The sequence below is a fragment of the Rhizobium sp. BK602 genome (assembly GCF_014195095.1).
Lineage (GTDB): Bacteria > Pseudomonadota > Alphaproteobacteria > Rhizobiales > Rhizobiaceae > Rhizobium.
On sequence record NZ_JACIBC010000002.1, the window covers coordinates 567,011 to 586,722 of the forward strand.

Annotated in this window: 21 protein-coding genes; 10 read left to right on the forward strand and 11 right to left on the reverse strand. The window is 63.3% G+C overall.

What is annotated here, in order from left to right:
* Positions 1–44: 44 nt before the first annotated feature.
* A complete protein-coding gene (locus FHX11_RS08295; RefSeq protein ID WP_184356891.1) occupies positions 45–1,385 on the reverse strand; it encodes a methylmalonyl-CoA mutase family protein in 1,341 nt (446 codons plus the stop codon).
* A gap of 158 nt (positions 1,386–1,543) precedes the next feature.
* Here FHX11_RS08295 and FHX11_RS08300 point away from each other — a divergent pair, with 158 nt between their 5' ends.
* Both FHX11_RS08300 and FHX11_RS08305 read left to right on the forward strand, forming a co-directional pair.
* A complete protein-coding gene (locus FHX11_RS08300; protein WP_184357525.1) occupies positions 1,544–2,347 on the forward strand; it encodes a L,D-transpeptidase in 804 nt (267 codons plus the stop codon).
* Between the two features lie 162 nt (positions 2,348–2,509).
* Positions 2,510–3,250, forward strand: coding sequence for a L,D-transpeptidase (locus FHX11_RS08305; RefSeq protein ID WP_184356893.1), 741 nt, complete (start codon positions 2,510–2,512; stop codon positions 3,248–3,250).
* A gap of 37 nt (positions 3,251–3,287) precedes the next feature.
* Here FHX11_RS08305 and FHX11_RS08310 read toward each other — a convergent pair whose 3' ends face one another.
* Positions 3,288–3,749, reverse strand: a complete 462-nt coding sequence (locus FHX11_RS08310; protein ID WP_184356895.1) for a MarR family transcriptional regulator — start codon at positions 3,747–3,749, stop codon at positions 3,288–3,290.
* Between the two features lie 132 nt (positions 3,750–3,881).
* On the opposite strand from FHX11_RS08310, the gene FHX11_RS08315 reads away from it, so the two are divergent.
* The 3 genes from FHX11_RS08315 to FHX11_RS08325 all read left to right on the forward strand — a co-directional run bounded on the left by FHX11_RS08315 (position 3,882) and on the right by FHX11_RS08325 (position 5,544).
* On the forward strand, positions 3,882–4,304 hold the full coding sequence (locus tag FHX11_RS08315; protein ID WP_184356897.1) for an organic hydroperoxide resistance protein: 423 nt from the start codon (positions 3,882–3,884) through the stop codon (positions 4,302–4,304).
* A gap of 132 nt (positions 4,305–4,436) precedes the next feature.
* A complete protein-coding gene (locus FHX11_RS08320; protein ID WP_184356899.1) occupies positions 4,437–4,820 on the forward strand; it encodes an MbcA/ParS/Xre antitoxin family protein in 384 nt (127 codons plus the stop codon).
* Positions 4,780–5,544, forward strand: a complete 765-nt coding sequence (locus FHX11_RS08325) for an RES family NAD+ phosphorylase (protein WP_184356901.1) — start codon at positions 4,780–4,782, stop codon at positions 5,542–5,544. The genes FHX11_RS08320 and FHX11_RS08325 overlap by 41 nt, the downstream gene beginning before the upstream one ends.
* A gap of 185 nt (positions 5,545–5,729) precedes the next feature.
* Here the strand turns inward: FHX11_RS08325 and FHX11_RS08330 are convergent, their stop codons facing one another.
* Positions 5,730–6,260 carry a DUF3455 domain-containing protein gene (locus FHX11_RS08330; protein WP_184356903.1) on the reverse strand — a complete coding sequence of 177 codons (531 nt, stop codon included), beginning with the start codon at positions 6,258–6,260 and terminating at the stop codon, positions 5,730–5,732.
* Positions 6,261–6,524: 264 nt separating this feature from the next.
* Complete coding sequence (locus tag FHX11_RS08335; RefSeq protein WP_184356905.1) at positions 6,525–6,971, reverse strand: MarR family transcriptional regulator; 447 nt, start codon at positions 6,969–6,971, stop codon at positions 6,525–6,527.
* A 70-nt stretch (positions 6,972–7,041) separates the two neighbouring features.
* Here FHX11_RS08335 and FHX11_RS08340 point away from each other — a divergent pair, with 70 nt between their 5' ends.
* Positions 7,042–7,767 carry a thioredoxin family protein gene (locus tag FHX11_RS08340; RefSeq protein WP_184356907.1) on the forward strand — a complete coding sequence of 242 codons (726 nt, stop codon included), beginning with the start codon at positions 7,042–7,044 and terminating at the stop codon, positions 7,765–7,767.
* Positions 7,768–7,925: 158 nt separating this feature from the next.
* Positions 7,926–8,702: a VOC family protein gene (locus FHX11_RS08345; RefSeq protein WP_184356909.1), complete on the forward strand. Its 777-nt coding sequence runs from the start codon at positions 7,926–7,928 to the stop codon at positions 8,700–8,702.
* 284 nt (positions 8,703–8,986) lie between these two features.
* On the opposite strand, the gene FHX11_RS08350 is transcribed toward FHX11_RS08345, so the two are convergent.
* A complete protein-coding gene (locus FHX11_RS08350) occupies positions 8,987–10,507 on the reverse strand; it encodes a helicase HerA-like C-terminal domain-containing protein (RefSeq protein ID WP_184356911.1) in 1,521 nt (506 codons plus the stop codon).
* A gap of 226 nt (positions 10,508–10,733) precedes the next feature.
* Between FHX11_RS08350 and FHX11_RS08355 the strand changes: the two genes are divergently transcribed.
* Positions 10,734–11,129 (forward strand): hypothetical protein, encoded by a 396-nt coding sequence (locus FHX11_RS08355; protein ID WP_184356913.1) that lies wholly within the window; start codon positions 10,734–10,736, stop codon positions 11,127–11,129.
* A gap of 138 nt (positions 11,130–11,267) precedes the next feature.
* Positions 11,268–12,131, forward strand: a complete 864-nt coding sequence (locus FHX11_RS08360; protein ID WP_184356915.1) for a carbon-nitrogen hydrolase family protein — start codon at positions 11,268–11,270, stop codon at positions 12,129–12,131.
* Between the two features lie 42 nt (positions 12,132–12,173).
* Here FHX11_RS08360 and zwf read toward each other — a convergent pair whose 3' ends face one another.
* The 3 genes from zwf to FHX11_RS08375 form a co-directional block, all read right to left on the reverse strand.
* Positions 12,174–13,694, reverse strand: coding sequence for a glucose-6-phosphate dehydrogenase (gene zwf / locus FHX11_RS08365; RefSeq protein WP_184357526.1), 1,521 nt, complete (start codon positions 13,692–13,694; stop codon positions 12,174–12,176).
* Between the two features lie 276 nt (positions 13,695–13,970).
* Positions 13,971–14,741 (reverse strand): trans-aconitate 2-methyltransferase, encoded by a 771-nt coding sequence (gene tam / locus FHX11_RS08370; protein ID WP_184356917.1) that lies wholly within the window; start codon positions 14,739–14,741, stop codon positions 13,971–13,973.
* Between the two features lie 52 nt (positions 14,742–14,793).
* The gene (locus FHX11_RS08375; protein ID WP_184356919.1) at positions 14,794–15,834 is read right to left on the reverse strand and encodes a zinc-dependent alcohol dehydrogenase family protein; all 1,041 of its coding nucleotides are present in this window, start codon (positions 15,832–15,834) and stop codon (positions 14,794–14,796) included.
* 208 nt (positions 15,835–16,042) lie between these two features.
* Here FHX11_RS08375 and FHX11_RS08380 point away from each other — a divergent pair, with 208 nt between their 5' ends.
* Positions 16,043–16,930, forward strand: coding sequence for a branched-chain amino acid aminotransferase (locus FHX11_RS08380; RefSeq protein WP_184356921.1), 888 nt, complete (start codon positions 16,043–16,045; stop codon positions 16,928–16,930).
* A gap of 21 nt (positions 16,931–16,951) precedes the next feature.
* Here the strand turns inward: FHX11_RS08380 and FHX11_RS08385 are convergent, their stop codons facing one another.
* The 3 genes from FHX11_RS08385 to FHX11_RS08395 form a co-directional block, all read right to left on the reverse strand.
* Complete coding sequence (locus FHX11_RS08385; protein ID WP_184356923.1) at positions 16,952–17,488, reverse strand: GNAT family N-acetyltransferase; 537 nt, start codon at positions 17,486–17,488, stop codon at positions 16,952–16,954.
* 99 nt (positions 17,489–17,587) lie between these two features.
* On the reverse strand, positions 17,588–18,817 hold the full coding sequence (locus FHX11_RS08390; protein ID WP_184356925.1) for an MFS transporter: 1,230 nt from the start codon (positions 18,815–18,817) through the stop codon (positions 17,588–17,590).
* A gap of 172 nt (positions 18,818–18,989) precedes the next feature.
* The gene (locus FHX11_RS08395; protein WP_246780927.1) at positions 18,990–19,667 is read right to left on the reverse strand and encodes an aspartate/glutamate racemase family protein; all 678 of its coding nucleotides are present in this window, start codon (positions 19,665–19,667) and stop codon (positions 18,990–18,992) included.
* Between the last annotated feature and the right edge of the window lie 45 nt (positions 19,668–19,712).

Genomic DNA, 19,712 nt, shown 5'->3' on the forward strand with positions numbered 1-19,712 from the left:
CGCGTGTGCCGGGCTTGCACTTTCTGGAAACGTCACGGCCATCCTCATGCTTCCACCTCGTCCAGCCGCACCGGCGTCAATCCTGTACCGCCCGTAATGGAGCCGAGCCCGCCCAAAACCACAACCGGCCGCTCCGTCTTCATCGCGAACAATGTCGTCCCGACAATCGGCCTCGCCACGCGGCGTGCGCGCGCTTGTGCCACCATCGACGCCAACCGGCCGCTGGCGATCACCTTCGCCAGCCCGCCGTCGTGCTCGATGCCGGCAAAGATCTCCCAGGCTTTTTCCGCGAGCGCCTCGGTCAGCGCCTCGATGCCGCCGGCGCCGGCAGAGGGGTCGATGACATGATCGAGGTGGCTTTCGGCGATCAGGACGGTCTGCGTGTTGCGCGCCAGCCGCCGCGCCAACGGATCGGGAATGCCGTGGGTCAGGCTGTGCGGCAAGACCGAAATTTCGTCCGCGCCCCCTGTGCCGGCGGCGAAGACGGCGATGGTATTGCGCAGGATGTTGGTTTCCGGGTCGAGCCGGGTTAGCATGCGGTAGCTCGTCTCCACGAGCAGATGCGGCGCCGGCGGAGTTGCAATGCCGCAGGCTTCGGCGATACGCGCGAAAATCAGGCGCGCGGCACGGACTTTCGCGGTGCTGACGAATTGGTTCTGATCTGCGGCGAGGCAGAGGCTCATGGCCTTGAGGACGGTTTCCGGCGCATGGCCTGCCGGTTCCAGCAGCCTTAGATGACCGACGAGCGAGGCCGCGACGACGGCGAGTTCCTGTGCTTCGGTGCCGCCGGCATTGTGCACGGCGCGGCCATCGGCATTGAGGATCGTGCCGACCGTTCCGGCACCATCCAGACGCTTGAAGCCGTCTGCGATCTCGCGAGCCGTCATCCCCGAGGCGAACAGATCGAGGCCGGCATGCAGCGTCGCGGGCTTCGAAGCGCGGCCAAGCGTTTCGGCAAAAGCCGGGGTAAAACCGTCCAGCCGCAGCGAGATCGGCTTTCCGGCAAGCGCCGTGGTCAGTCGGGTCGCCAGCTCCTCCGCCCCCGCATCGATGCCGAGGCCGAAGGCGGAGGGACTGTTTTGGGAGATGAGATGGATGCCGCCAGCGCCATTGGCGAGATCGTCGCCAAGCTGCGCGAGGGCGCGGCCAATATCCGGGTCGTCCATGCGCTGGCTGACGGTCCAGGGAGCCTCGACATGGCGGCGCGGCAGCGGCGCGGCATCCCGGCGGCGGGCATGGAGTGGCTCGATGGCGACGCCGTCATCCGTGTGCGAGACCAGCGTTTCCTCGAAACCGGCGCCCTTCAGCGCCCGGTTCACCAGCTTCAGCCAGGTTTCGCGGCTCGCCGGCGCAAAGATTTTCGGATCGAGACTGTCGATATTCATGCCATCCTCCGTCTGGCACTGGTCTAGCCCAAGCTGGCGCAAGGGAAAACAGGAGTTTGCTGCGTCGGCGCAATATCTTCGCATCTGACGCCAGCTTCGCGCCAGCCGCGCGGGTCATGATGCGGCAGACCGATCCCTGTTCCAACTGGTTTCCGATGATGGCCGTTCTTCTGTCCGTTTCCCGCCGCCTGCCTGCCGTTGCCGCTCTCGCCGTGCTGTCCGCCTGCAGCATCGTTCCCGATACGGGGGCGACCGATCCAGATCGGTTTGCGCAGGAGACCTCGCCGATCTTCTACCGGCCGGAGGGCATTGATCCGCAGAAGGTGCAGCGTCTGCCGGTGCAGCCGGTGCCGCAGTCGCGCGATCTGTTCCGCACGCAATTCCACCAGACCTACGGCCTGCCGACCTTCAATCCGGTGCATCAGGCCATGTATGCCCAGACGAGTGAGGATGACTTCACCCTGCCGGCCATCCCCTACAAGCGCATCGATCCGCGCTTCCTGCGCCAGGAGGTGGATTACCGCACCAATGAGCGGCCAGGTACGATCGTCGTCGATACCCGCAATCATTATCTCTATTTCATCGAACCGGGCGGCCGCGCCATGCGCTACGGCGTCGGTCTCGGTGCTGCCGGTTATGCCTGGCATGGCAGGGGCGTCATCCAGTGGAAGCAGAAGTGGCCGCGCTGGACGCCGCCGGCGGAAATGGTGGCGCGCGAGCCGCAGATCAGGCCGATCTCGGCCGAACGCGGCGGCATGAATCCGGGGCCGACCAATCCGCTCGGCGCGCGGGCGCTCTATATTTTCAAGGACGGCAAGGACACGCTTTATCGCGTCCACGGCACCCCCGATTGGCAGTCGATCGGCAAGGCGGCGTCATCGGGATGCGTGCGCATGCTGAACCAGGACGTGATCGATCTCTACAACCGGGTGCCCGAGAAAACGGAAATCGTCGTTTTATAACGACAGTTTATAACAAATTTTCGTGATGTTGCATAAGTGCGATAGCCGGGCCCGGTTGCGCTCTTTAGTTTTGCTCCTGTCTCTGCGAATCTCGTGGGAAGCCGAATCGGCTTTGTTTGTCATGGTTTCCCACTCCCTTCCAACAGGAATGATGCTGTCGACATGAGCCTGCCTACTTCTTTCTCCCGACGAAATTTCCTCGCCTTTGCTGGTGTCGGCGCCGTTTCGACGCTCACCGGCTGCGCCTCCACGGTCGAAAGCGGCCCCGTCGTCAGCCCTGTGCAATACAGCGGCATGCCGGTTTCGCGTCCCTTCAGGACCTGGTTCTCCAGTTATGATGGCGAGCAGCCGGATCCGGCCGTGATCTATGCCGCCGTCGAGGATGGCGGTTTCCTGGTCCCGGCCGTTCCCTATCAGCAGATCGATCGGCGCTTCTATCGCCAGCGCGTCATCGATCCCACCGGCGAGGCACCCGGCACCGTCGTCGTCAATACCACCGAGCGCATGCTCTATGTCACCGAGCCGGGTGGCTCGGCGATGCGTTACGGCATCGGCGTCGGCCGCGAAGGCTTTGCCTGGCAGGGCCGTGGCGTCATCCAGTGGCGCAAGAAATGGCCGCGTTGGAACCCGCCGGACGAAATGGTCGCCCGCCAGCCGGAACTCGTCAAATATTCCATCGCCAATGGCGGCATGGATCCGGGCCTGAAGAACCCGCTCGGCGCGCGCGCCCTCTATATTTTCGAGGACAAGCAGGATTCGCTTTATCGCCTGCATGGCAATCCGGATTGGCGCTCGATCGGCAAGGCCGTGTCTTCCGGCTGCGTGCGTCTGCTGAACCAGGACGTCATCGATCTCTACGACCGCGTGCCGGAGCGCGCGCCGATCCTGGTGACGCAGGCATAAGCTTGGATAATGTTTCGATGGGTTCGATTTGACGGCTTTACTCGGCCGTCAAATTCGATCTCAGGCGTTGCAGCCGGTCGCGCAGGCCGGCCATTTCTTCCATGTCGCAGCCAGTGGCGTCGCCGATGGCGCTCATGATCGTATTGATCTGGCATTTCATGCCGGCGCCCTTTTCCGTCAAGGACACGATAACCTGACGTTCGTCCTTCGGATCGCGGACGCGGCCGATTAGGCCGGCCTGTTCCAGGCGCTTCAACAGCGGCGATAGCGTGCCCGAATCGAGATCGAGCTGCTCGCCGATGATCTTGACCGGCTGGCAGCCTTTTTCCCATAGCACCAGCATGACCAGATATTGTGGATAGGTCAGGCCGACGCGGTCGAGGATCGGCTTGTAAGCGCGGTTGAAGGCATGCGCGGTGGCATAGACGGCAAAACAAAGCTGCCGGTCCAGCCGCTTTTCCTCGTCGGGAATGTCTCGTCCTTCCACCTTGTCTGTCATCGCTGCTCCGCCATTTTCTTATTAGTCCCATTGTCACAGGTTCATTTTCCAAAATCAAACTGCAAAAATATATTGTGCACGACTAAATCGTGCTATATATAAAATCCATCCAACCCGCAAAGGAGAACTGACATGCCCATTCTCTACACCACCAAAGCTTCCGCCACCGGCGGCCGCGCTGGCCGCGCCGTTTCCGAAAACGGCGTTCTCGACGTCACGCTGACCGTACCCAAGGAGCTTGGTGGCGATGGCGCCACGGGCACCAATCCGGAGCAGCTTTTCGCTGCCGGCTATTCCGCCTGCTTCTTGGGTGCGCTGAAATTTGTCGCCGGCCAGCAGAAGGTCAAGATTCCGGAAGACGCCAAGGTGACGGCGACGGTCGGCATCGGTCCGCGTGAAGATGGCGGCGGTTTCGGCATCGACGTGGCTCTGTCTGTTCACATTCCGGGCCTGGACAAGGCCGAGGCTGAAAAGCTCGCCGCTGCCGCCCATATCGTATGCCCTTACAGCCATGCCCTGCGCACCTCGACGGAAGTGCCGGTCACGGTTGTCTGAGAATAGGCTCTCCCTTCGTCCCAAACAGACGGAGCGGACGGTACACAAAAGAGGCGACACGCTTTTCGGCGTTCCGCCTCTTTTTCTTTTGCAAGAAAGTTGCTATATATTTTCCTAGGAAAGGATATGGCCATGGCAAATGCTCAAGCGATAGGTCGTGCAAATCCTGGCGAGGCTCTGGTCATCACCAAGGCGGTGGTGAGCGCGGCGGAGCGGCTGGGCCTGAATGCGCGCATGCTGGCCGCCGTCATCGGCGTCTCGGAGGCGACGGTGTCGCGCATGAAGCGACAGGATCACCTCCTGGAGCGCAACAGCAAGCCGTTCGAGCTCGCCGTGCTCTTCGTGCGCCTCTTCCGTTCACTCGATGCCATCGTCGGTGGCGACGAGACAGTGGCGCGGCAATGGCTGCGCAACGCCAATCTCGCCTTCGGCGCGCCGCCGCTCGAAAAGATCACGTCCATTTCCGGATTGACCGATGTCCTTGCCTATCTGGACGCCCGCCGCGCTCTCGTCTGAGGCTCGGCCGCTCTCGGGCCGTTACTGGCGGCTGGTGGAGGCGCAGCATCAGGTCTCCACATTGAAGCTGGTCGATACGCTGGAAGAGCAGGCGCTTCTCGAGGATCTGCTGGAGGAGAGCAAGCCGGTTTTGCCGCCGGAATGCGCCGGTCTCGACTATCTGCTTGCCACGCCTTTTCGCTATGGCGCGGTCTATCCCCATGGTTCGCGCTTTCGCCGTGCCGGGCGCACGCTCGGCGTCTTCTATGCCTCCGAACGGGTGGAAACGGCGCTGGCGGAAATGAGCTTCTACCGGCTTCTTTTCTTCAGCGATTCTCCCGAGACGCCGCTGCCCGCCAACGCGGCCGAATATACCGCCTTCGCCGCCGCGATCGCCACCGGCCGCGCCATCGACCTGACGCGGCAGCCGTTGGCGCGCGACGGCGAAGCCTGGAGCGATCCCGTCAGCTACGAAGCCTGCCAGTCGCTGGCCGATGCCGCGCGGGCAGGGGAGGTGGAGGCGATCCTCTACCGATCCGTCCGCGACCCCAAAGGCGGCAGGAACATCGCGCTGCTGACCGCCCGCGCCTTCTCGGAACGCGAACCCGTCGAGCGCCAGACATGGCGCATCCGTCTGTCGCCGGCCGGCGTGCAGGCGCTCTGCGATTTTCCGAAAAGCCGTATTGGTTTCGCGCGTACCGATTTCGAGGGCGATCCGCGCATCGCATATGGTGAGGGATCTTAGAGCAGCGAAGCGCGCTTCGGGCGATCAGGATTCGTGCTGAGACCTTACCATGGCCTCGAAGCAGCCTGGTCGGAGCCGCACATCTAGAGCATTTCCGCTTTTCTCCGAATTGCGAAAACGCTCTATCTCTTTGTTGTTACGCAATTCCGGACGGAAAACCGCTGCGTACTTTTCCTGGAGTTGCTCTAGCGCAAGAAGGCGTAGTCTGCCGAATAGGGTTCCGCGCGCAGCTCGCCCGCCTTCGGGCATCCGCCCTTCAGGACGCCGCCATGCGTGTTCAGGCGCAGCACCAGTTTCGCATCCTTGAGGGTGCCGTCTCCACGATGGTCGACGACGTCAAGCTTCAGCAAGGCTATGTCATCGGGCGTGGCACCAGGCGCCGTGGCCGATTGCTTGCCTTTGACCATGCTGCCATCGCTAAGTTCCCAGCTGGGGCCGGCATAGTGACGGCCTATCGTCCCGCCATCCTTGGTGAGCGTGGCGATGGGTTCGCGAAAAGTCCAGCTTGTCGCGCCGCCGGCATCTGCCTTGCATTCGTAAATCTGGGCTCCGGTGGCGTGAGCGATCAAAATGGCAGGATGATCGGCCACAGCAAAGGCCGCCGGCGCGTCCACCAGCTCGCTTTGCTGTGCGGCGGATGCGCCGGAAAGGCAGCCGAGCAGCAGCGCCGGGATCGCACAGGCGATGACCTGGAGGCAGGGGATGCGTTTTGCCATTCTTCATTCTCCTCGGCTGGGATTCCGTCGCCGATGTAGCACCGATATCTGTCGTCCGCCACGGGTTAGGCACGGCTTCACGTCTTTGTGCAACGGACATGCCATCGTCGTGCAATCAGTCGTTCGCAGCATGGCCGGCACCGTTTCGACCGCACGCGACGCCCTAAGAGCATTCCCGCTTTTCTTCGAATTGCAAGATGCTCTATCCCTTTGTTTTTATGCAATTCCGGACGAAAACCGCTATGCGCTTTTCCTGGAATTGCTCTAGGTCAGAGCCAGCAAGTCCCGCCGCAGCCGGTCGGCATCGCCGTCGGGCAAGCGTTCCTCCACCTCCGCATGTGTCCGCTCCCAGATCGGCACCGCCGCAGCCAGCACGGTCTTGCCAGATGGCGTCAGGCTCAGCAGCCGCGCCCGGCGATCCCTCGGATTGGGAAGGATCTCGACCCAGCCCCGCCGCTGCAGCGGCTTTAAGGCGGCTGTCAGCGTCGTCTGGTCTATTGCCAGCAGATTGGCGACCGGCCCCATGGGGGCGGGCTGCGGCCGGTTCAAAGACATCATCAGCGAAAACTGGCTGTTGGTGAGCCCAAGCGGCCTCAGTGCCTGATCGAAGCGCCGCGCCAAGGCACGGGCGGCACGCTGTACATGCAGGCAAAGGCAGGTATCGCGCACCAGAAGCGTTGTTTCAAAAGGGATTTCAAGCATGTTTGACATGATTCATTAATATTGATATCAATGTATTTGTCAAGATTTGGAACAAGCGGACACCGGAGGAGGGTGGACAATGAACCAGGTCGTTTCCCGAGAGGCGTGGCTGGAGGCTCGCCGCGCGTTGCTTGCCAGGGAAAAGGAGGCGACGCATTTGCGCGACAGCGTCAATGCCGAGCGCCTGGCCTTGCCCTGGGTCAAGGTCGACAAATCCTACATGTTCGATACGCCGGCGGGCAAAAGATCGCTTGCCGATCTCTTCGACGGGCGCAGCCAGCTGCTCGTCTATCATTTCATGCTCGGTCCCGATTGGGAGGCCGGCTGCCCCGGCTGCTCCTTCGTCGCCGATCATTTCGACGCAACCTTGCCGCATCTCAATCATCACGACGTCACGCTGGTCGCCGTGTCCCGCGCGCCGATCGACAAGGTGGAAGCCTACAAAAGGCGCATGGGCTGGAACTTCCCCTGGGTGTCGTCCTTCGGTAGCGACTTCAATTTCGACTATCACGTCTCCTTCACTAGGGATCAGCTTGCCGGCGAGACGATATTCTACAATTTCAATGCCATGGACCCGTCCGATGGCCATGACGAGCTGCCGGGTCTCAGCGCTTTCCAGAAGGATGAGGCGGGCAATATCTTCCATACCTATTCCAGCTATACCCGCGGGTTGGAAGAATTCATCGGCACGCTGATGATCCTCGATCGCGCGCCCAAGGGGCGGAACGAAAACAGCACCATGGATTTCGTGCGTCGCCACGACGAATACGAAGAAATCCCCAAGGCGCAGTCCTGCTGTCACTGAGCTGTGAGGCGGCCTGTGTAAGATCCCGGCGGCATGCCGCCGGGAACAAAGATGCGAAACGCCATGTTTAGGATGCAGTGAAGTTCGGTCGTGCCGACCGGCTGGGGCCGCTGGCGGGCCGGGTAGGTCATATCATCAAGACAATAGGGAGTGAGACAATGGCTGCGAAGGGATATTTCGTCTGGTACGAGCTCATGACCACCGATATGGCGGCGGCGGAAGCCTTCTACCGCAAGGTGGTCGGCTGGACGGCCGCGGATGCCGGCATGCCGGAAATCGAGATGGCCTATACCCTGTTCAGCGCCGGCGCCGGCCCGATCGCTGGACTGATGCTGCTGCCGGAAGAGGCCAAGGCCATGGGCACGCCGCCCTGCTGGATCGGCTATATCGGCGTGCCCGATGTCGACGAGGCGGCCAGGGCTGTCGCCGCCAAGGGTGGCAAGGTCCATCGCGAGCCGGCGGATATTCCAGGCATCGGCCGCTTCGCCGTGGTCGGCGACCCCTATGGCGCCGCTTTTTGCCTGTTCACGCCGCTGCCGGGCCAGGACTGGGAACCGTCGGCGCCCAACGCGCCCGGCTATGTCGGTTGGCACGAACTCTATGCCGGCGACGGCCCGAAGGCTTTCGATTTCTATTGCGACATGTTCGGCTGGGAATGGAGCTCCGATTTCGACATGGGGCCGATGGGCCAATATAAGATCTTCAAGATCGGCGGCCGGGACTTCGGCGGCATCATGACCAAGACGCCGGAAATGCCGGTGCCGGCCTGGAATTTCTATTTCAACGTGCCGGCTATCGATGCTGCCGTTGGCCGCGTCAACGAAGCCGGCGGCAAGATCGTCAACGGCCCGATGCAGGTCCCCGGCGGCAGCTGGATCGTCCAGGCGACAGACCCGCAAGGGGCGTTCTTCTCGCTGGTCGCGCCGGAGCGGTAAAATAACACCTTCCCCTTGAGGGGCAGGGCTATCGCATATGAGATGAGGTGGTTGCCGCGCAACCCCTTCTCCCCAGCGGGGAGAAGGTGCCGACAGGCGGATGAGGGGGGCGAGGAGTGGAACGACGAGCACCTTGAGCGTCAGCGAAAGGTCATTCTTGCCGTGGAGAAAGACCCCCTCATCCGACCCTTCGGGCCACCTTCTCCCCGCTGGGGAGAAGGAGTTTCCGGTGCTCATTCGCCTCATATGTGATTGCCCTGCCCCCTCAAGGGGAGGGTAATTCTTTACCGCTTCAGACTTCCCAAAATCCCGCGCACCAGCGCCCGGCCGACCTGTGTCGCCACCGTGCGCGCGACGCTTTTCAGCGCCGCTTCCATCACCGTCTCGCGCTGGTAGCCGGAGCGGCCGCGTCCTGCCGGCTTGTCGCCGCCGAAGCCGGGAAGCGTCCAGCCGCCGGTGCTGTCTGCGTCTTCCTTGGCCGCAGCCTGGTCGGCCGCCTTGCCGGCGCGGGCTGCGAGGATCTCATAGGCGGATTCGCGGTCGACCGTCTCGTCGTAGAGGCCGGCGACCGGGCTCGCATTGATCACGGCCTGGCGCTCGGCGTCGCTCACCGGACCGATGCGGCCGGACGGCGGGCGGATCAGCGTGCGTTCGACGATCGAGGGGGCGCCCTTGGCCTCGAGCATGGAGACCAGCGCCTCGCCGGTGCCGAGCGTGGTGATGACCTCGGCGGTCTTGAAGGCCGGATTGGGCCGGAACGTCTCGGCCGCCGTCTGCACGGCCTTCTGCTCGCGCGGCGAATAGGCGCGCAATGCATGCTGCACGCGGTTGCCGAGCTGGGCGAGCACGGTTTCGGGCACATCAAGCGGGTTCTGCGTGACGAAATAGACGCCCACACCCTTGGAGCGGATCAGGCGCACCACCTGCTCGACGCGCTCGATCAGCACCTTCGGCGCATCGTTGAAGAGCAGATGCGCCTCGTCGAAGAAGAAGACCAGCCTCGGCTTTTCGGGATCGCCCACCTCGGGCAGCTCCTCGAAGAGCTCCGACAGCAGCCAGAGCAGGAAGGTGGCATAGAGGCGCGGGTTCATCATCAGCTTCTCGGCCGCCAGCACCGAGACCTGCCCGTAGCCGTTGTTGCTGACGCGCATGATGTCGGAAATCTTCAGGGCCGGCTCGCCGAAGAAATGCTCCGCGCCCTGCTGCTCCAGGACCAGCATCGCACGCTGGATCGAGCCGACCGAGGATTTCGAGATCAGGCCGTATTTGCTGGAAAGCTCGCTGGCATTTTCGCCCATATAGTTCAGCAGCGCCTGGAAGTCCTTGAGGTCGAGCAGCGCCAGGCCGTTCTCGTCGGCGATCTTGAAGGCGATGTTGAGCACACCCTCCTGCGCCTCGGATGCGTCCATCAGCCGGGCGAGCAACAGCGGCCCCATCTCGGCGATGGTGGTGCGCACGCGATGGCCCTTTTCGCCGTAGAGATCCCAGAAGATCACCGGGAACTGCTCGAAGTCGTAAGGCTTCAGGCCGACCTCCTCGGCGCGCTTCAGAAGAAAATCCTTCGGTTCGCCCTTGGCGGCGATGCCCGAAAGATCGCCCTTGATGTCGGCGCAGAAGACCGGCACGCCGGCTTTGGAAAAACCTTCCGCCAGCACCTGCAGCGTCACGGTTTTGCCGGTGCCGGTCGCCCCGGTGACGAGGCCATGGCGATTGCCGAATTTCAGCGTCAGATATTCGCTCTTGTTGAGGCTGTCGTCCGGATTGCGGCTGGCGCCGACGAAAATCTGTCCATCCTGCTGCGGCATGAGGTGTCGTCTCCCTTTGGGCGGCGGCACGGCAACGCCCGAGAGCTTGCCAGGGCCATTCATAGATTTGTGCTGCTACTGTTATAGGAACAGACGTGAGTGAGAACAACCATTCACACCATGCTTATGCTTCTGGTAGAATAGGCATATTCGGCATGGCTTGTATCGATCGGGTCATTCAGTTACGTTGACGTTAGCGTTAGAGTTTAACAGGCAGGAGGCCACAGTGAACGAAGTTATCGACCAAATCGCAGCAAAAGCCGGCATCGCTCCCGATGTCGCGGAGAAGGCCGTCGGCATGATCCTTGGCTTCCTGCAGCGTGAAGCGCCGGATGGCGCGGTCACCAAGATGATCGCGGCGATCCCCGGCGCTTCCGATCTGGTCGCACAATATGGCGGCGAGGAAGCCTCCGGCGGCGGCCTGCTCGGCGGTCTCCTCAGCGCCGTCGGCGGTGGCGGCGGCCTCATGGCGCTTGGCCAGCAGCTGATGAGCAGCGGCCTCAGCATGGGCGAGGTCACGTCGCTCGCCAAGGCAACCATTGCGACTGCCCGCGAGCATGCCGGCAACGACGTGGTCGATCAGGTCGTCGGCTCGGTGCCGGGGCTGAACCAGTTCCTTTGATCTGCTGTCATTGGTGATGAAGGCCCCGTGGGTAGACTGCGGGGCCTTTTGTGTTTTGTCGCATGATGTCCGCAGGTCATCTTAGCCGCTTTCTGCTAAACTGGTTGCCCACCAGTCGAGTCGTGGCGGGGAAGGTTCATGGCGAAATGGGACGGCACCTATACTTGGCATAAGCGGCCGTCGGCAATTGGTGCGCCGGACCGTTTGCGCGTGGCGACGTGCCAGATTCCGGTGGGGCATGACATCGCGGCGAACGCGGCGCGGATTCTGTCGCTGATCGAAGCGGCGGCTGAGGCTGGCGCCGATGTCGCCCATTTCCCGGAATGCGCTTTGTCCGGCTATGGTTCGGCCAATTGGCCGGATTGGACCGGCTTCGATTGGGCAGCTCTCCAGACGGCGGTGGAAGCGGTGCGGTCGGCGGCGCGGCGGCATCGTATCTGGATCGCGACCGGCAGCGTCCATCGTGACGAGGTCACGCAGGCGAAGTTCAACTCTCTCTACGTTTTCGACCGCAACGGTCAGCTCGCCGGACGCTATGACAAGCGCTGCTGCTCGACCAACGATCTGCGCGCTTTCGAATTGGGCCGACACCAGCTCGTCCTGGATATCGAAGGCGTTTCCTGCGGCTTCCTGATCTGCCGCGATTGGAGTTATCCAGAGCTTTGGCGCGCCTATGAAGGGCAGGTCGAACTCGTCTTTCACTCGGCCTGCGCCGACGGTCAGGGCCGCGACAAGAATGAAACCCATACGATCCCGCCGATGATGCAAGCCTATGGCCGGCAATATGTCTATGCCATCAGCTCGGCCAATTCCTGCCGGTACAGCCAGGACTATCCGAGCCTTTGGGTCGAGCGCGGCGGATATATGGGCGGGCAGGCCACGCGCCATGAAGCCGGCTTCACGATGAACGCGCTCGCCGACGATCCCGAACAGGATCGCTTCTTCGCGGCCGTTCTGGAAGCACGCCGCGCCGAGCGCATCCTCTATCAATTCGAGAATTAAGACGCGGGGCCGGCCCCGTTTCCGGAGCCAGCCCCCGCATGCTCACACCTTCTTGCTGTCCGGCTTGTCGTCCGGCTGGTGCCAGGCGCGGCCGTCGCGGCCGATGAGGTCGTCGGCGCAGGCCGGGCCCATGCTGCCGGGGGCGTATGGGTCGGGCTTGCCACCCTCGGCCCAGAGGTCGAGGAAGGGCTGCACGGCGGCCCAGCCGGCCTCGATGCCGTCGGCGCGCTGGAACAGGGTCTGGTCGCCGACGAAGAGTTCGTAGAACAGGCTTTCGTAACCGGTCTGATGGCCGATGTCGAAACGGTCGGCATAGCGGAAGTCGAGCGAGATCGGCACGGTCTTGAGCACGAGGCCGGGAGCCTTGATCGAGATCTCCATGTCGAGACCCTCGTCGGGCTGCACCTGGATGATCAGCCGGTTCGGCGGCAGGTCCGGGCTCGAGGCTTGGCGCGGGAATTGCGCGAAAGGCACCTGCCGGAAGGTGATGACCACCTCGGTATCGCGCGCCTTCATCGCCTTGCCGGTGCGCAGGTAGAAAGGCACGCCGGCCCAGCGCCAGGTGTCCAGGTAAAGCTTCAACGCCACGAAGGTTTCGGTGTTGCTGTCGGGGGCGACGTCGGTCGTCTGCGTATAGGCGGGCAGGTCCTTGCCGGCGAGCGGGCCTGCCGTATAGGCGCCGCGCACGCCGTTCTGGGCTGCCTCCTCGCGGGAATAGATGCGCAGGGCCCTCAGAAGCTTGCCCTTTTCGTTGCGGATGGATTCGGCGTCGAAGCTGTTCGGCGGCTCCATCGCCACCATGGAGAGGAGCTGGAACAGGTGGTTCGGCACCATGTCGCGCAGCGCGCCGGTCGAATCGTAGAACTTGCCGCGCGTGCCGACATCCACCAGCTCGGCCGCAGTGATCTGGACGTGATCGATATAGTTGTTGTTCCAGAGCGCCTCGATCATCATGTTGGCGAAGCGCGTCGCCAGGATGTTCTGGACGGTTTCCTTGCCGAGGAAATGATCGATGCGATAGATCTGGCTTTCATTGGCGTGGCTGAGCAGCCGGGCATTCAGCTCGCGGGCCGAGGCCAGATCGTGGCCGAAGGGCTTTTCGATGGCGATGCGGCGGAAGGCGCCGGCCGTTTCCTTGAGCAGCCCGTTCGCGGCAAGTCTTTCGGCGATATCGCCGAAGAAGCGCGGCGGCACGGCGAAATAGAAGGCCGCGTTGGCGCTTGGCGCCTGCGTCAGATATTGGCCGATCTCGTCATAGACGGCGTTCTGGGTGAAGTCGCCGGAGATGTAGCTGATGCGCTTGCGCAGGCTCGCCCAGGCCGCCTGCCGGTCCGGATCCTGCATGTCGCCGGATGTCTGAAGGAAGGATTCCAGCCGTTCCAGCAGCATGTCGACGCCACCGGTCTCGATGCCGATGCCGAGGATGTGCAGGTCCTCGCCGACGAGCCCGCTGCGGGTCATGTTGATCAAGGTCGGGATCAGTAGCCGCCGCGTCAGATCGCCGGTGGCGCCGAAGATCACGAAGGTCAGCGGCGGCGCCGGCGCGACATCCGGGGCGCTCACGAGCGCACCTCGGCCAAGCGGATGAACATCGGGTTTCTGGACGACATCGGGTATCTCCTCGGACCTGTTGCGGTTTTTGCCTTGGTTACGCATGTTCTACTGCATAATTCCTTAGATCGGAATCGATCTAAGGATAAAATTACGCAGCAGCTTTGACGTGCTACGGCGACCTTTGCGCGTCATATGTGACGCGCGGCGCTGTAGCGCGGGCCGTCGCCGGTTGTCGATGGGATCAAGCATCGCCGCCAGCCGGTCGTTGTTGACTTCGGAGTTCGTCTACTTCTTCACCGCAACCAGAAACAGCCGCGGAAAGCGCAGCAATACCTTGCCGTCCGCAAGCGGCGGATAGGCCTTTTCGATGCGGGCGAGATAGGCGACGGCGAAGGCGTCGCGGTGTTCCGGCCCGGCATGGTCGAGATAGGGGCGCAGGCCCGTGCCCTTGACCCATTCGACGATGGCGGCCGCATTGGTGAGCGGATGATTGTAGTGGGTGTGCCAGATATCGATGCGCTCGGATTTGCCGATCAGCCTGTCATAATAGACCGAGGGCGCGGGCAGGGGATTGCGGCGCACGCTCTTGCGGGCAAAGGCCTCGCTCCAGGGGCCGTTCCTGGCGGTTTCCTCCATCATCAGATGGCTGGGCTCGGTCAGATTGTCCGGCATCTGGACGGCAAGCGCGCCGCCCGGCTTCAGCCCGTCCATCAGATGCTCGAGACGATCGAGATGGTCGGGCAGCCATTGGAACACGGCATTTGCGAACAGCAGGTCGACGGGCTCTTCCGGCTGCCAGGTGGCTAGGTCGGCCTTGATGAAGTCCGTGCCGGGCAACCGCTTGCGGGCGGCTTCCAGCATGTTGTCGTCGCTGTCGAGACCGGAGACGCCGGCTGCGCCATAGCGCTCGACGATCAGTTCGGTGGAGTTGCCCGGCCCGCAGCCGAGGTCGATCGCGCGCTCGATACGCGTAAGCGGCACCTGCGCCAGCAGGTCGCGCGCCGGGCGGGTGCGTTCATCCTCGAATTTCACATATTGGCCGGCGGACCATGCCATGATGCTATCCTCTCCGCAGGTTGCTGCTCGCCGGACATAGCACCGGCATATATCAGAACCGTGTAATCACGCTGATGCCGGTGCCTTCCGCCTTGTCCATCGTCATCAGTGCCGGCACGGCCTCTTCCAGGCTGATCCGCCGGCCGATCAGCTTTTGTGGCGCGATCTTGCCGGCGGCGATCATGTCGAGCATCGCGTCGTAACGCCAGGCCTGCATGCCGTGGCTGCCGTAGATTTCCAGCTCGTGGCCGATCACCTGCGCCATCGGGATCTGCGGTGTCGCATGCTCGCCGAGCATCAGGCCGACCTGCACATGCCGGCCGCGACGGCGGAGGTTCTTGATCGAGTTGAAGCAGGTGGCGGGATGGCCGAGCGCGTCGATCGAGACATGCGCGCCGCCCTTGGTGATCTCGCGCACGGCTTCGGCGACGTCGGCAACATGGCTCGCATTGATCGTCGCCACCGCGCCGCATTCGCGGGCGAAGGCCAGCTTCTCGTCGGAAATGTCGACGGCGATGGCGTTCGCACCGAGCGCGCTGGCGATCATGATGGCGGACAGACCGACACCGCCGCAGCCGTGTACGGCGATCCATTCGCCCGGCCGCGTCTTCGCCTGGTCGGCGACGGCGCGAAACGAGGTGGCGAACCGGCAGCCGAGGCTTGCCGCCGTCGCATCGTCGACTGTTTCCGGCAGATGCACGAGATTGGTGTCGGCATAGTCGATCGCGACATATTCGGCGAACGAGCCCCAATGGGTGAAGCCGGGCTGGAACTGGCTCGGGCAGACCTGCTGGTTGCCGGAATGGCATTCGGCGCAATGGCCGCAGCCGGAGACGAAGGGAACCGTCACCCGGTCGCCGACCTTGAAACGCACGACGCCGCGCCCGGTCGCCACGACCTTGCCGGCAAGCTCGTGGCCGGGGACATGCGGTAGCTTGATGTCGGGATCATGTCCCATCCAGCCGTGCCAGTCGCTGCGGCAAAGGCCGGTGGCGCCGACGGCGATGACGACGCCATCCTCGCCGGGCGTGGGATCGGGGAGGGTGCGGATTTCGGGCGTGGCCTCGAAGGCCTCATAATACATAGCTTTCATGGGTATCTCGTATAGCTTGCCGCGTTTGCTTTGGCTCATCATTTTTCCTGATCGACCCATTCGTCAAGCTGTTGTTTCGACGCATGAAAATTGCGCGGGGAGGGTGGCTTCCGGCGCTTTGTTGCGAATGGGTTTCGGGCGGCGATTTCCGCTTGACCCTCTGGCTGTACGGGGATTTCCTTCTTGCCGCCTTCAGGAGGAAAACATCATGGCCGTCGATACATCGCCCCGCTTCACCACCTGGACCTATGTCGAGGGGGAATGGCTCACCGGCAACCCGCCGCTGATCGGGCCGACCTCGCATGCCATGTGGCTGGGTTCGACTGTCTTCGACGGCGCCCGCTGGTTCGACGGCATCGCGCCGGATCTCGACCTGCATTGCCAGCGCATCAACCGCTCGGCGCTCGCCATGGGCCTGAAGCCGCTCAAGACGGCTGAGGAGATCGAGGCGCTTGCCTGGGAGGGCATCAGGAAATTCGACGGCAAGACGCCGCTCTATATCAAGCCGATGTATTGGGGCGAGCATGGTTCGCCGGGCAGCGTGGTGGCTGTCGACGCGGAATCGACCCGCTTCGCGCTCTGCCTGTTCGAGGCGCCGCTGGGCGGCCAGGGTGGTATTTCACTGACCGTGTCGCCCTTCCGCCGCCCGTCGCCGGAAACCGCGATGACCGACGCCAAGGCCGGTTCGCTCTATCCGAACAGCGGCCGCATGATCCTGGAAGCCAAGAAGCGCGGCTTCGACAATGCGCTGGCGCGCGACATGAACGGCAACGTGGCGGAAACCGCCTCGTCCAACATCTTCATGGTCAAGGACGGCGTCGTCTATACGCCCGTCGCCAATCGCACCTTCCTCGCCGGCATCACCCGCGCCCGCGTCATCGGCCTTTTGCGCCAGGAAGGCTTCGACGTGCGCGAGGAAACGCTGTCCGTCGAACAGTTCATGGCCGCCGACGAGATCTTCACGTCAGGCAATTTTTCCAAGGTGGTCGCCGTCACCCGCCTGGAGGATCGCGAATTCCAGCAGGGGCCAGTCACCCGCAAGGCGCTGGAACTGTACATGGACTGGGCCTATGGCCGCAGCGCCAGCGAGGAGTAGGCCACGCGCCGAGCTTTCGGATCATGAGGCCATGGAATTGGCTTCGAAGGCCGCCCTTGTGATCCGGTAGGACGCAAAGGGTTGGCCGAGATATTCCGTCTCCTGCGCCGGCGACAGGCCGAGTTTTTCGGCGACGCGCATGGAAGCCGTGTTGCCGGGCGCGATATCGGCAATCACGTCTGTCAGGTGGAGCGTCCCGAAGGCATGGGCAAGAACCGGCCTTGCCGCCTCGGTGGCATATCCCTTGCCCCAGGTGAGCCTGTTCAGCCGCCAGCCGATCTCGATCTCCGGCCCGACCGCATCGGCGGGAATGAGCAATATCCATCCTAGGAACTGCTCGGGCTTGTCCTTGGCGAAGACGGACCAATAGCCGAGGCCGTCGCCAAAGTCGGCCTGAATGCGGTTCGTCAGGAAGAGCCGGTGCGCCTGCGGATCATCCCACGGCCCCGGAATGAACTTCGTGACCTCCGGATCGCGATCCATCGCCATGCACGCCTCGATATCGGCCATCGTGCGCGGGCGAAGGATCAGGCGGTCGGTTTCAAAGGTCGGAAGCATTGTGGGTCTCCAGAATCACCCGTGACCTGTCGAGAATAGCAAAATGTACACCGGCCTACGTCATCCCGAAGATACTTCGACAGCGACAAGGAAGATGGGCTACGCCCCCTCTTTCCTCGGGCTGACCCACCAGCAATAGACCGCTCCCATTGCCAGCAGCACGCAGGTGCCGAGGAAGACGGCGGGCATGCCGATGTGGCCGCCGACGAAGCCGCCCATCACCGGGCCGGCCACCTGGCCGACATATTGCGCGGAGATCGAAAGGCCGAGGATGCTGCCGGCGGCGGCGTCCGGTACGTTGTGGCGGATGACGGCGGTGATGCAGGGCAGCAGCCCGCCGAGCGCGATGCCCATCAGGAAACGCAGCGCGATCAATTGCCAGGCGGAGGTTACGAAAGCCTGCGGGATCAGCAGCAGCGCCGCGACCGCCAGAGCCGCCGTTATGACGGTCCAGTGGCCGATGCGGTCGGCAAGCTTGCCGAGCCATGAGGCCGACAGAATGCTGCCGAGCGCCGCGGCGGCCATGACCACGCCCGAAACCATCGTGACATGCGCGCTCTCGACGAATTGGGCGACATAGACGGTGATGATCGGCTCGATCGACATATTGGCAAGCATCAACAGCAGGCCGATCGCCAGCATGGCGATGGCGGGCCGTTTGTCGGGGATGGAGGCCCAGCCGCCGCTTGCCTTCGCGGCCTTCTTGCGTGCCGGCGACTTCTCCTCCTTGATCAGGAAGGTCGTCGCCAGGAAGGTGAAGAAGATCACGCCGCCGGCGAGCAGAAAGGTGCCGCGAATGCCGATGACGGGCGGCAGGCCGCCGCCAATCAGGGGGCCGACGAGATTGCCGGCCATGATCCCCGAGGACAGGACGCCGAGCGCCCAGGCCGAGCGATGTTTCGGCGTCTGGGTCGCCACCAGCACCATCGAGCCGGAGGCATAGCCGCCGGCAAGACCGGTGAACAGGCGCAGCGCCACCAATTGCCAGACGCTGCCAGCCATGCCCATCAGCGAGATCGCCACCGTCATGCCAAGGCTGGCGCGCACCAGCATCAGCTTGCGGCCGTAGATATCCCCAAGCCGGCCCCAGAGCGGCGCGACGAAGGCGGCGGCAAAGAAGGTGGCGCCATAGGCGATACCGGACCATTGCACGATCGCCGCCTTGTCGCTGACGCCGAGCTCCTCGACATAGAGCGGCAGGAAAGGCAGCAGGAGGGTCATCGCCACGATGGTGGTGAAGGAGCCGAGGAGGCAGATGATCAGGTTCCGCATCCAATAGGCGGTTTCCGGTTCAGCCGGCGCGGCTGCCTCCCATCTCGTCTCGGTCATTGTCTGGCCTTTGCATGTCTCGGTGCCGGCGCGTGGCCGGCTGATGGTCTTCCGCGAGGTGGCGCGACCGCTGCAGAATGTGCGGACAGGCCTCGCGGGCGTAACGGTCATGCCAATCTGGACCACGGGATCGGCAATGCCAAGCCTGCTAACCGTCTTGTCGGTACTCTCTTTAAGTGGCGGCCACCGCCGTCACGGCTGCCTGCAGAGCGGCGGCGGGGCCGGTCATCGGCAGGGTGCCGCTTTGTTTCAACAGTTGCAGTGCCCCCGTCATCGATGCCTGCGCGAAGACGACCGTCCGGGCGCCTTCGCGATGGGCTTCTTCCGCCGCTTCGGCGATGCGCGCCAGATAGGCCGGCTGATCGCCGCCACGGAACAATGCCCATGCGCCCGGAATGAGCCGCACGTCAATCGCAGCGCCAGTCTCCCTCGCGGCCGTTTCGAAAAGCCGCGTCGTCGGGACGATGGTCGTTTCGACCGTGCAGAGGACGATAACCTTGCCGCCGCCTGCCACGGCCCTTTGCGCCAGCACGCCATCCGCCCTGATGACGGGAGCTGCGGTTCCATCGGCCACCCGCAAGGCCGTCGGCCCGAGGGTCGAGCAATTCAGCACTACGGCATCGGCCTCTTGCGCAAGCTGCCGCAGGACGGCTGCCGTTTCGGCCTCGATATCCGGCGTCAGTTTTCCCACGCGTTCGGCGGCCAGAAGGAGGTCGGCGCGGACATGATGGTGCAGGACGCCGGGCAAAAGGCCAAGCTCACGGGCGGCGTCTTCGTAGATCGCGATATTGCTGTCGGCGGTATGCAGGCAGGCAATTTTCAAGGAACCGGTCTCGCTGATGCGTTGCATGTCGGGCACTCGATGAAGGCTAGCTTTCGGAGGCGCGGTTGTCGA

What these genes read in the sequence shown, in the direction of transcription:
- FHX11_RS08295 (WP_184356891.1), bottom strand. Translation starts at nt 1,385, where the DNA reads ATGAATATCGACAGTCTCGATCCGAAAATCTTTGCGCCGGCGAGCCGC.
- FHX11_RS08300 (WP_184357525.1), top strand. Translation starts at nt 1,544, where the DNA reads ATGGCCGTTCTTCTGTCCGTTTCCCGCCGCCTGCCTGCCGTTGCCGCT.
- FHX11_RS08305 (WP_184356893.1), top strand. Translation starts at nt 2,510, where the DNA reads ATGAGCCTGCCTACTTCTTTCTCCCGACGAAATTTCCTCGCCTTTGCT.
- FHX11_RS08310 (WP_184356895.1), bottom strand. Translation starts at nt 3,749, where the DNA reads ATGACAGACAAGGTGGAAGGACGAGACATTCCCGACGAGGAAAAGCGG.
- FHX11_RS08315 (WP_184356897.1), top strand. Translation starts at nt 3,882, where the DNA reads ATGCCCATTCTCTACACCACCAAAGCTTCCGCCACCGGCGGCCGCGCT.
- FHX11_RS08320 (WP_184356899.1), top strand. Translation starts at nt 4,437, where the DNA reads ATGGCAAATGCTCAAGCGATAGGTCGTGCAAATCCTGGCGAGGCTCTG.
- FHX11_RS08325 (WP_184356901.1), top strand. Translation starts at nt 4,780, where the DNA reads ATGTCCTTGCCTATCTGGACGCCCGCCGCGCTCTCGTCTGAGGCTCGG.
- FHX11_RS08330 (WP_184356903.1), bottom strand. Translation starts at nt 6,260, where the DNA reads ATGGCAAAACGCATCCCCTGCCTCCAGGTCATCGCCTGTGCGATCCCG.
- FHX11_RS08335 (WP_184356905.1), bottom strand. Translation starts at nt 6,971, where the DNA reads ATGTCAAACATGCTTGAAATCCCTTTTGAAACAACGCTTCTGGTGCGC.
- FHX11_RS08340 (WP_184356907.1), top strand. Translation starts at nt 7,042, where the DNA reads ATGAACCAGGTCGTTTCCCGAGAGGCGTGGCTGGAGGCTCGCCGCGCG.
- FHX11_RS08345 (WP_184356909.1), top strand. Translation starts at nt 7,926, where the DNA reads ATGGCTGCGAAGGGATATTTCGTCTGGTACGAGCTCATGACCACCGAT.
- FHX11_RS08350 (WP_184356911.1), bottom strand. Translation starts at nt 10,507, where the DNA reads ATGCCGCAGCAGGATGGACAGATTTTCGTCGGCGCCAGCCGCAATCCG.
- FHX11_RS08360 (WP_184356915.1), top strand. Translation starts at nt 11,268, where the DNA reads ATGGCGAAATGGGACGGCACCTATACTTGGCATAAGCGGCCGTCGGCA.
- tam (WP_184356917.1), bottom strand. Translation starts at nt 14,741, where the DNA reads ATGGCATGGTCCGCCGGCCAATATGTGAAATTCGAGGATGAACGCACC.
- FHX11_RS08375 (WP_184356919.1), bottom strand. Translation starts at nt 15,834, where the DNA reads ATGAAAGCTATGTATTATGAGGCCTTCGAGGCCACGCCCGAAATCCGC.
- FHX11_RS08380 (WP_184356921.1), top strand. Translation starts at nt 16,043, where the DNA reads ATGGCCGTCGATACATCGCCCCGCTTCACCACCTGGACCTATGTCGAG.
- FHX11_RS08385 (WP_184356923.1), bottom strand. Translation starts at nt 17,488, where the DNA reads ATGCTTCCGACCTTTGAAACCGACCGCCTGATCCTTCGCCCGCGCACG.
- FHX11_RS08390 (WP_184356925.1), bottom strand. Translation starts at nt 18,817, where the DNA reads ATGACCGAGACGAGATGGGAGGCAGCCGCGCCGGCTGAACCGGAAACC.
- FHX11_RS08395 (WP_246780927.1), bottom strand. Translation starts at nt 19,667, where the DNA reads ATGCAACGCATCAGCGAGACCGGTTCCTTGAAAATTGCCTGCCTGCAT.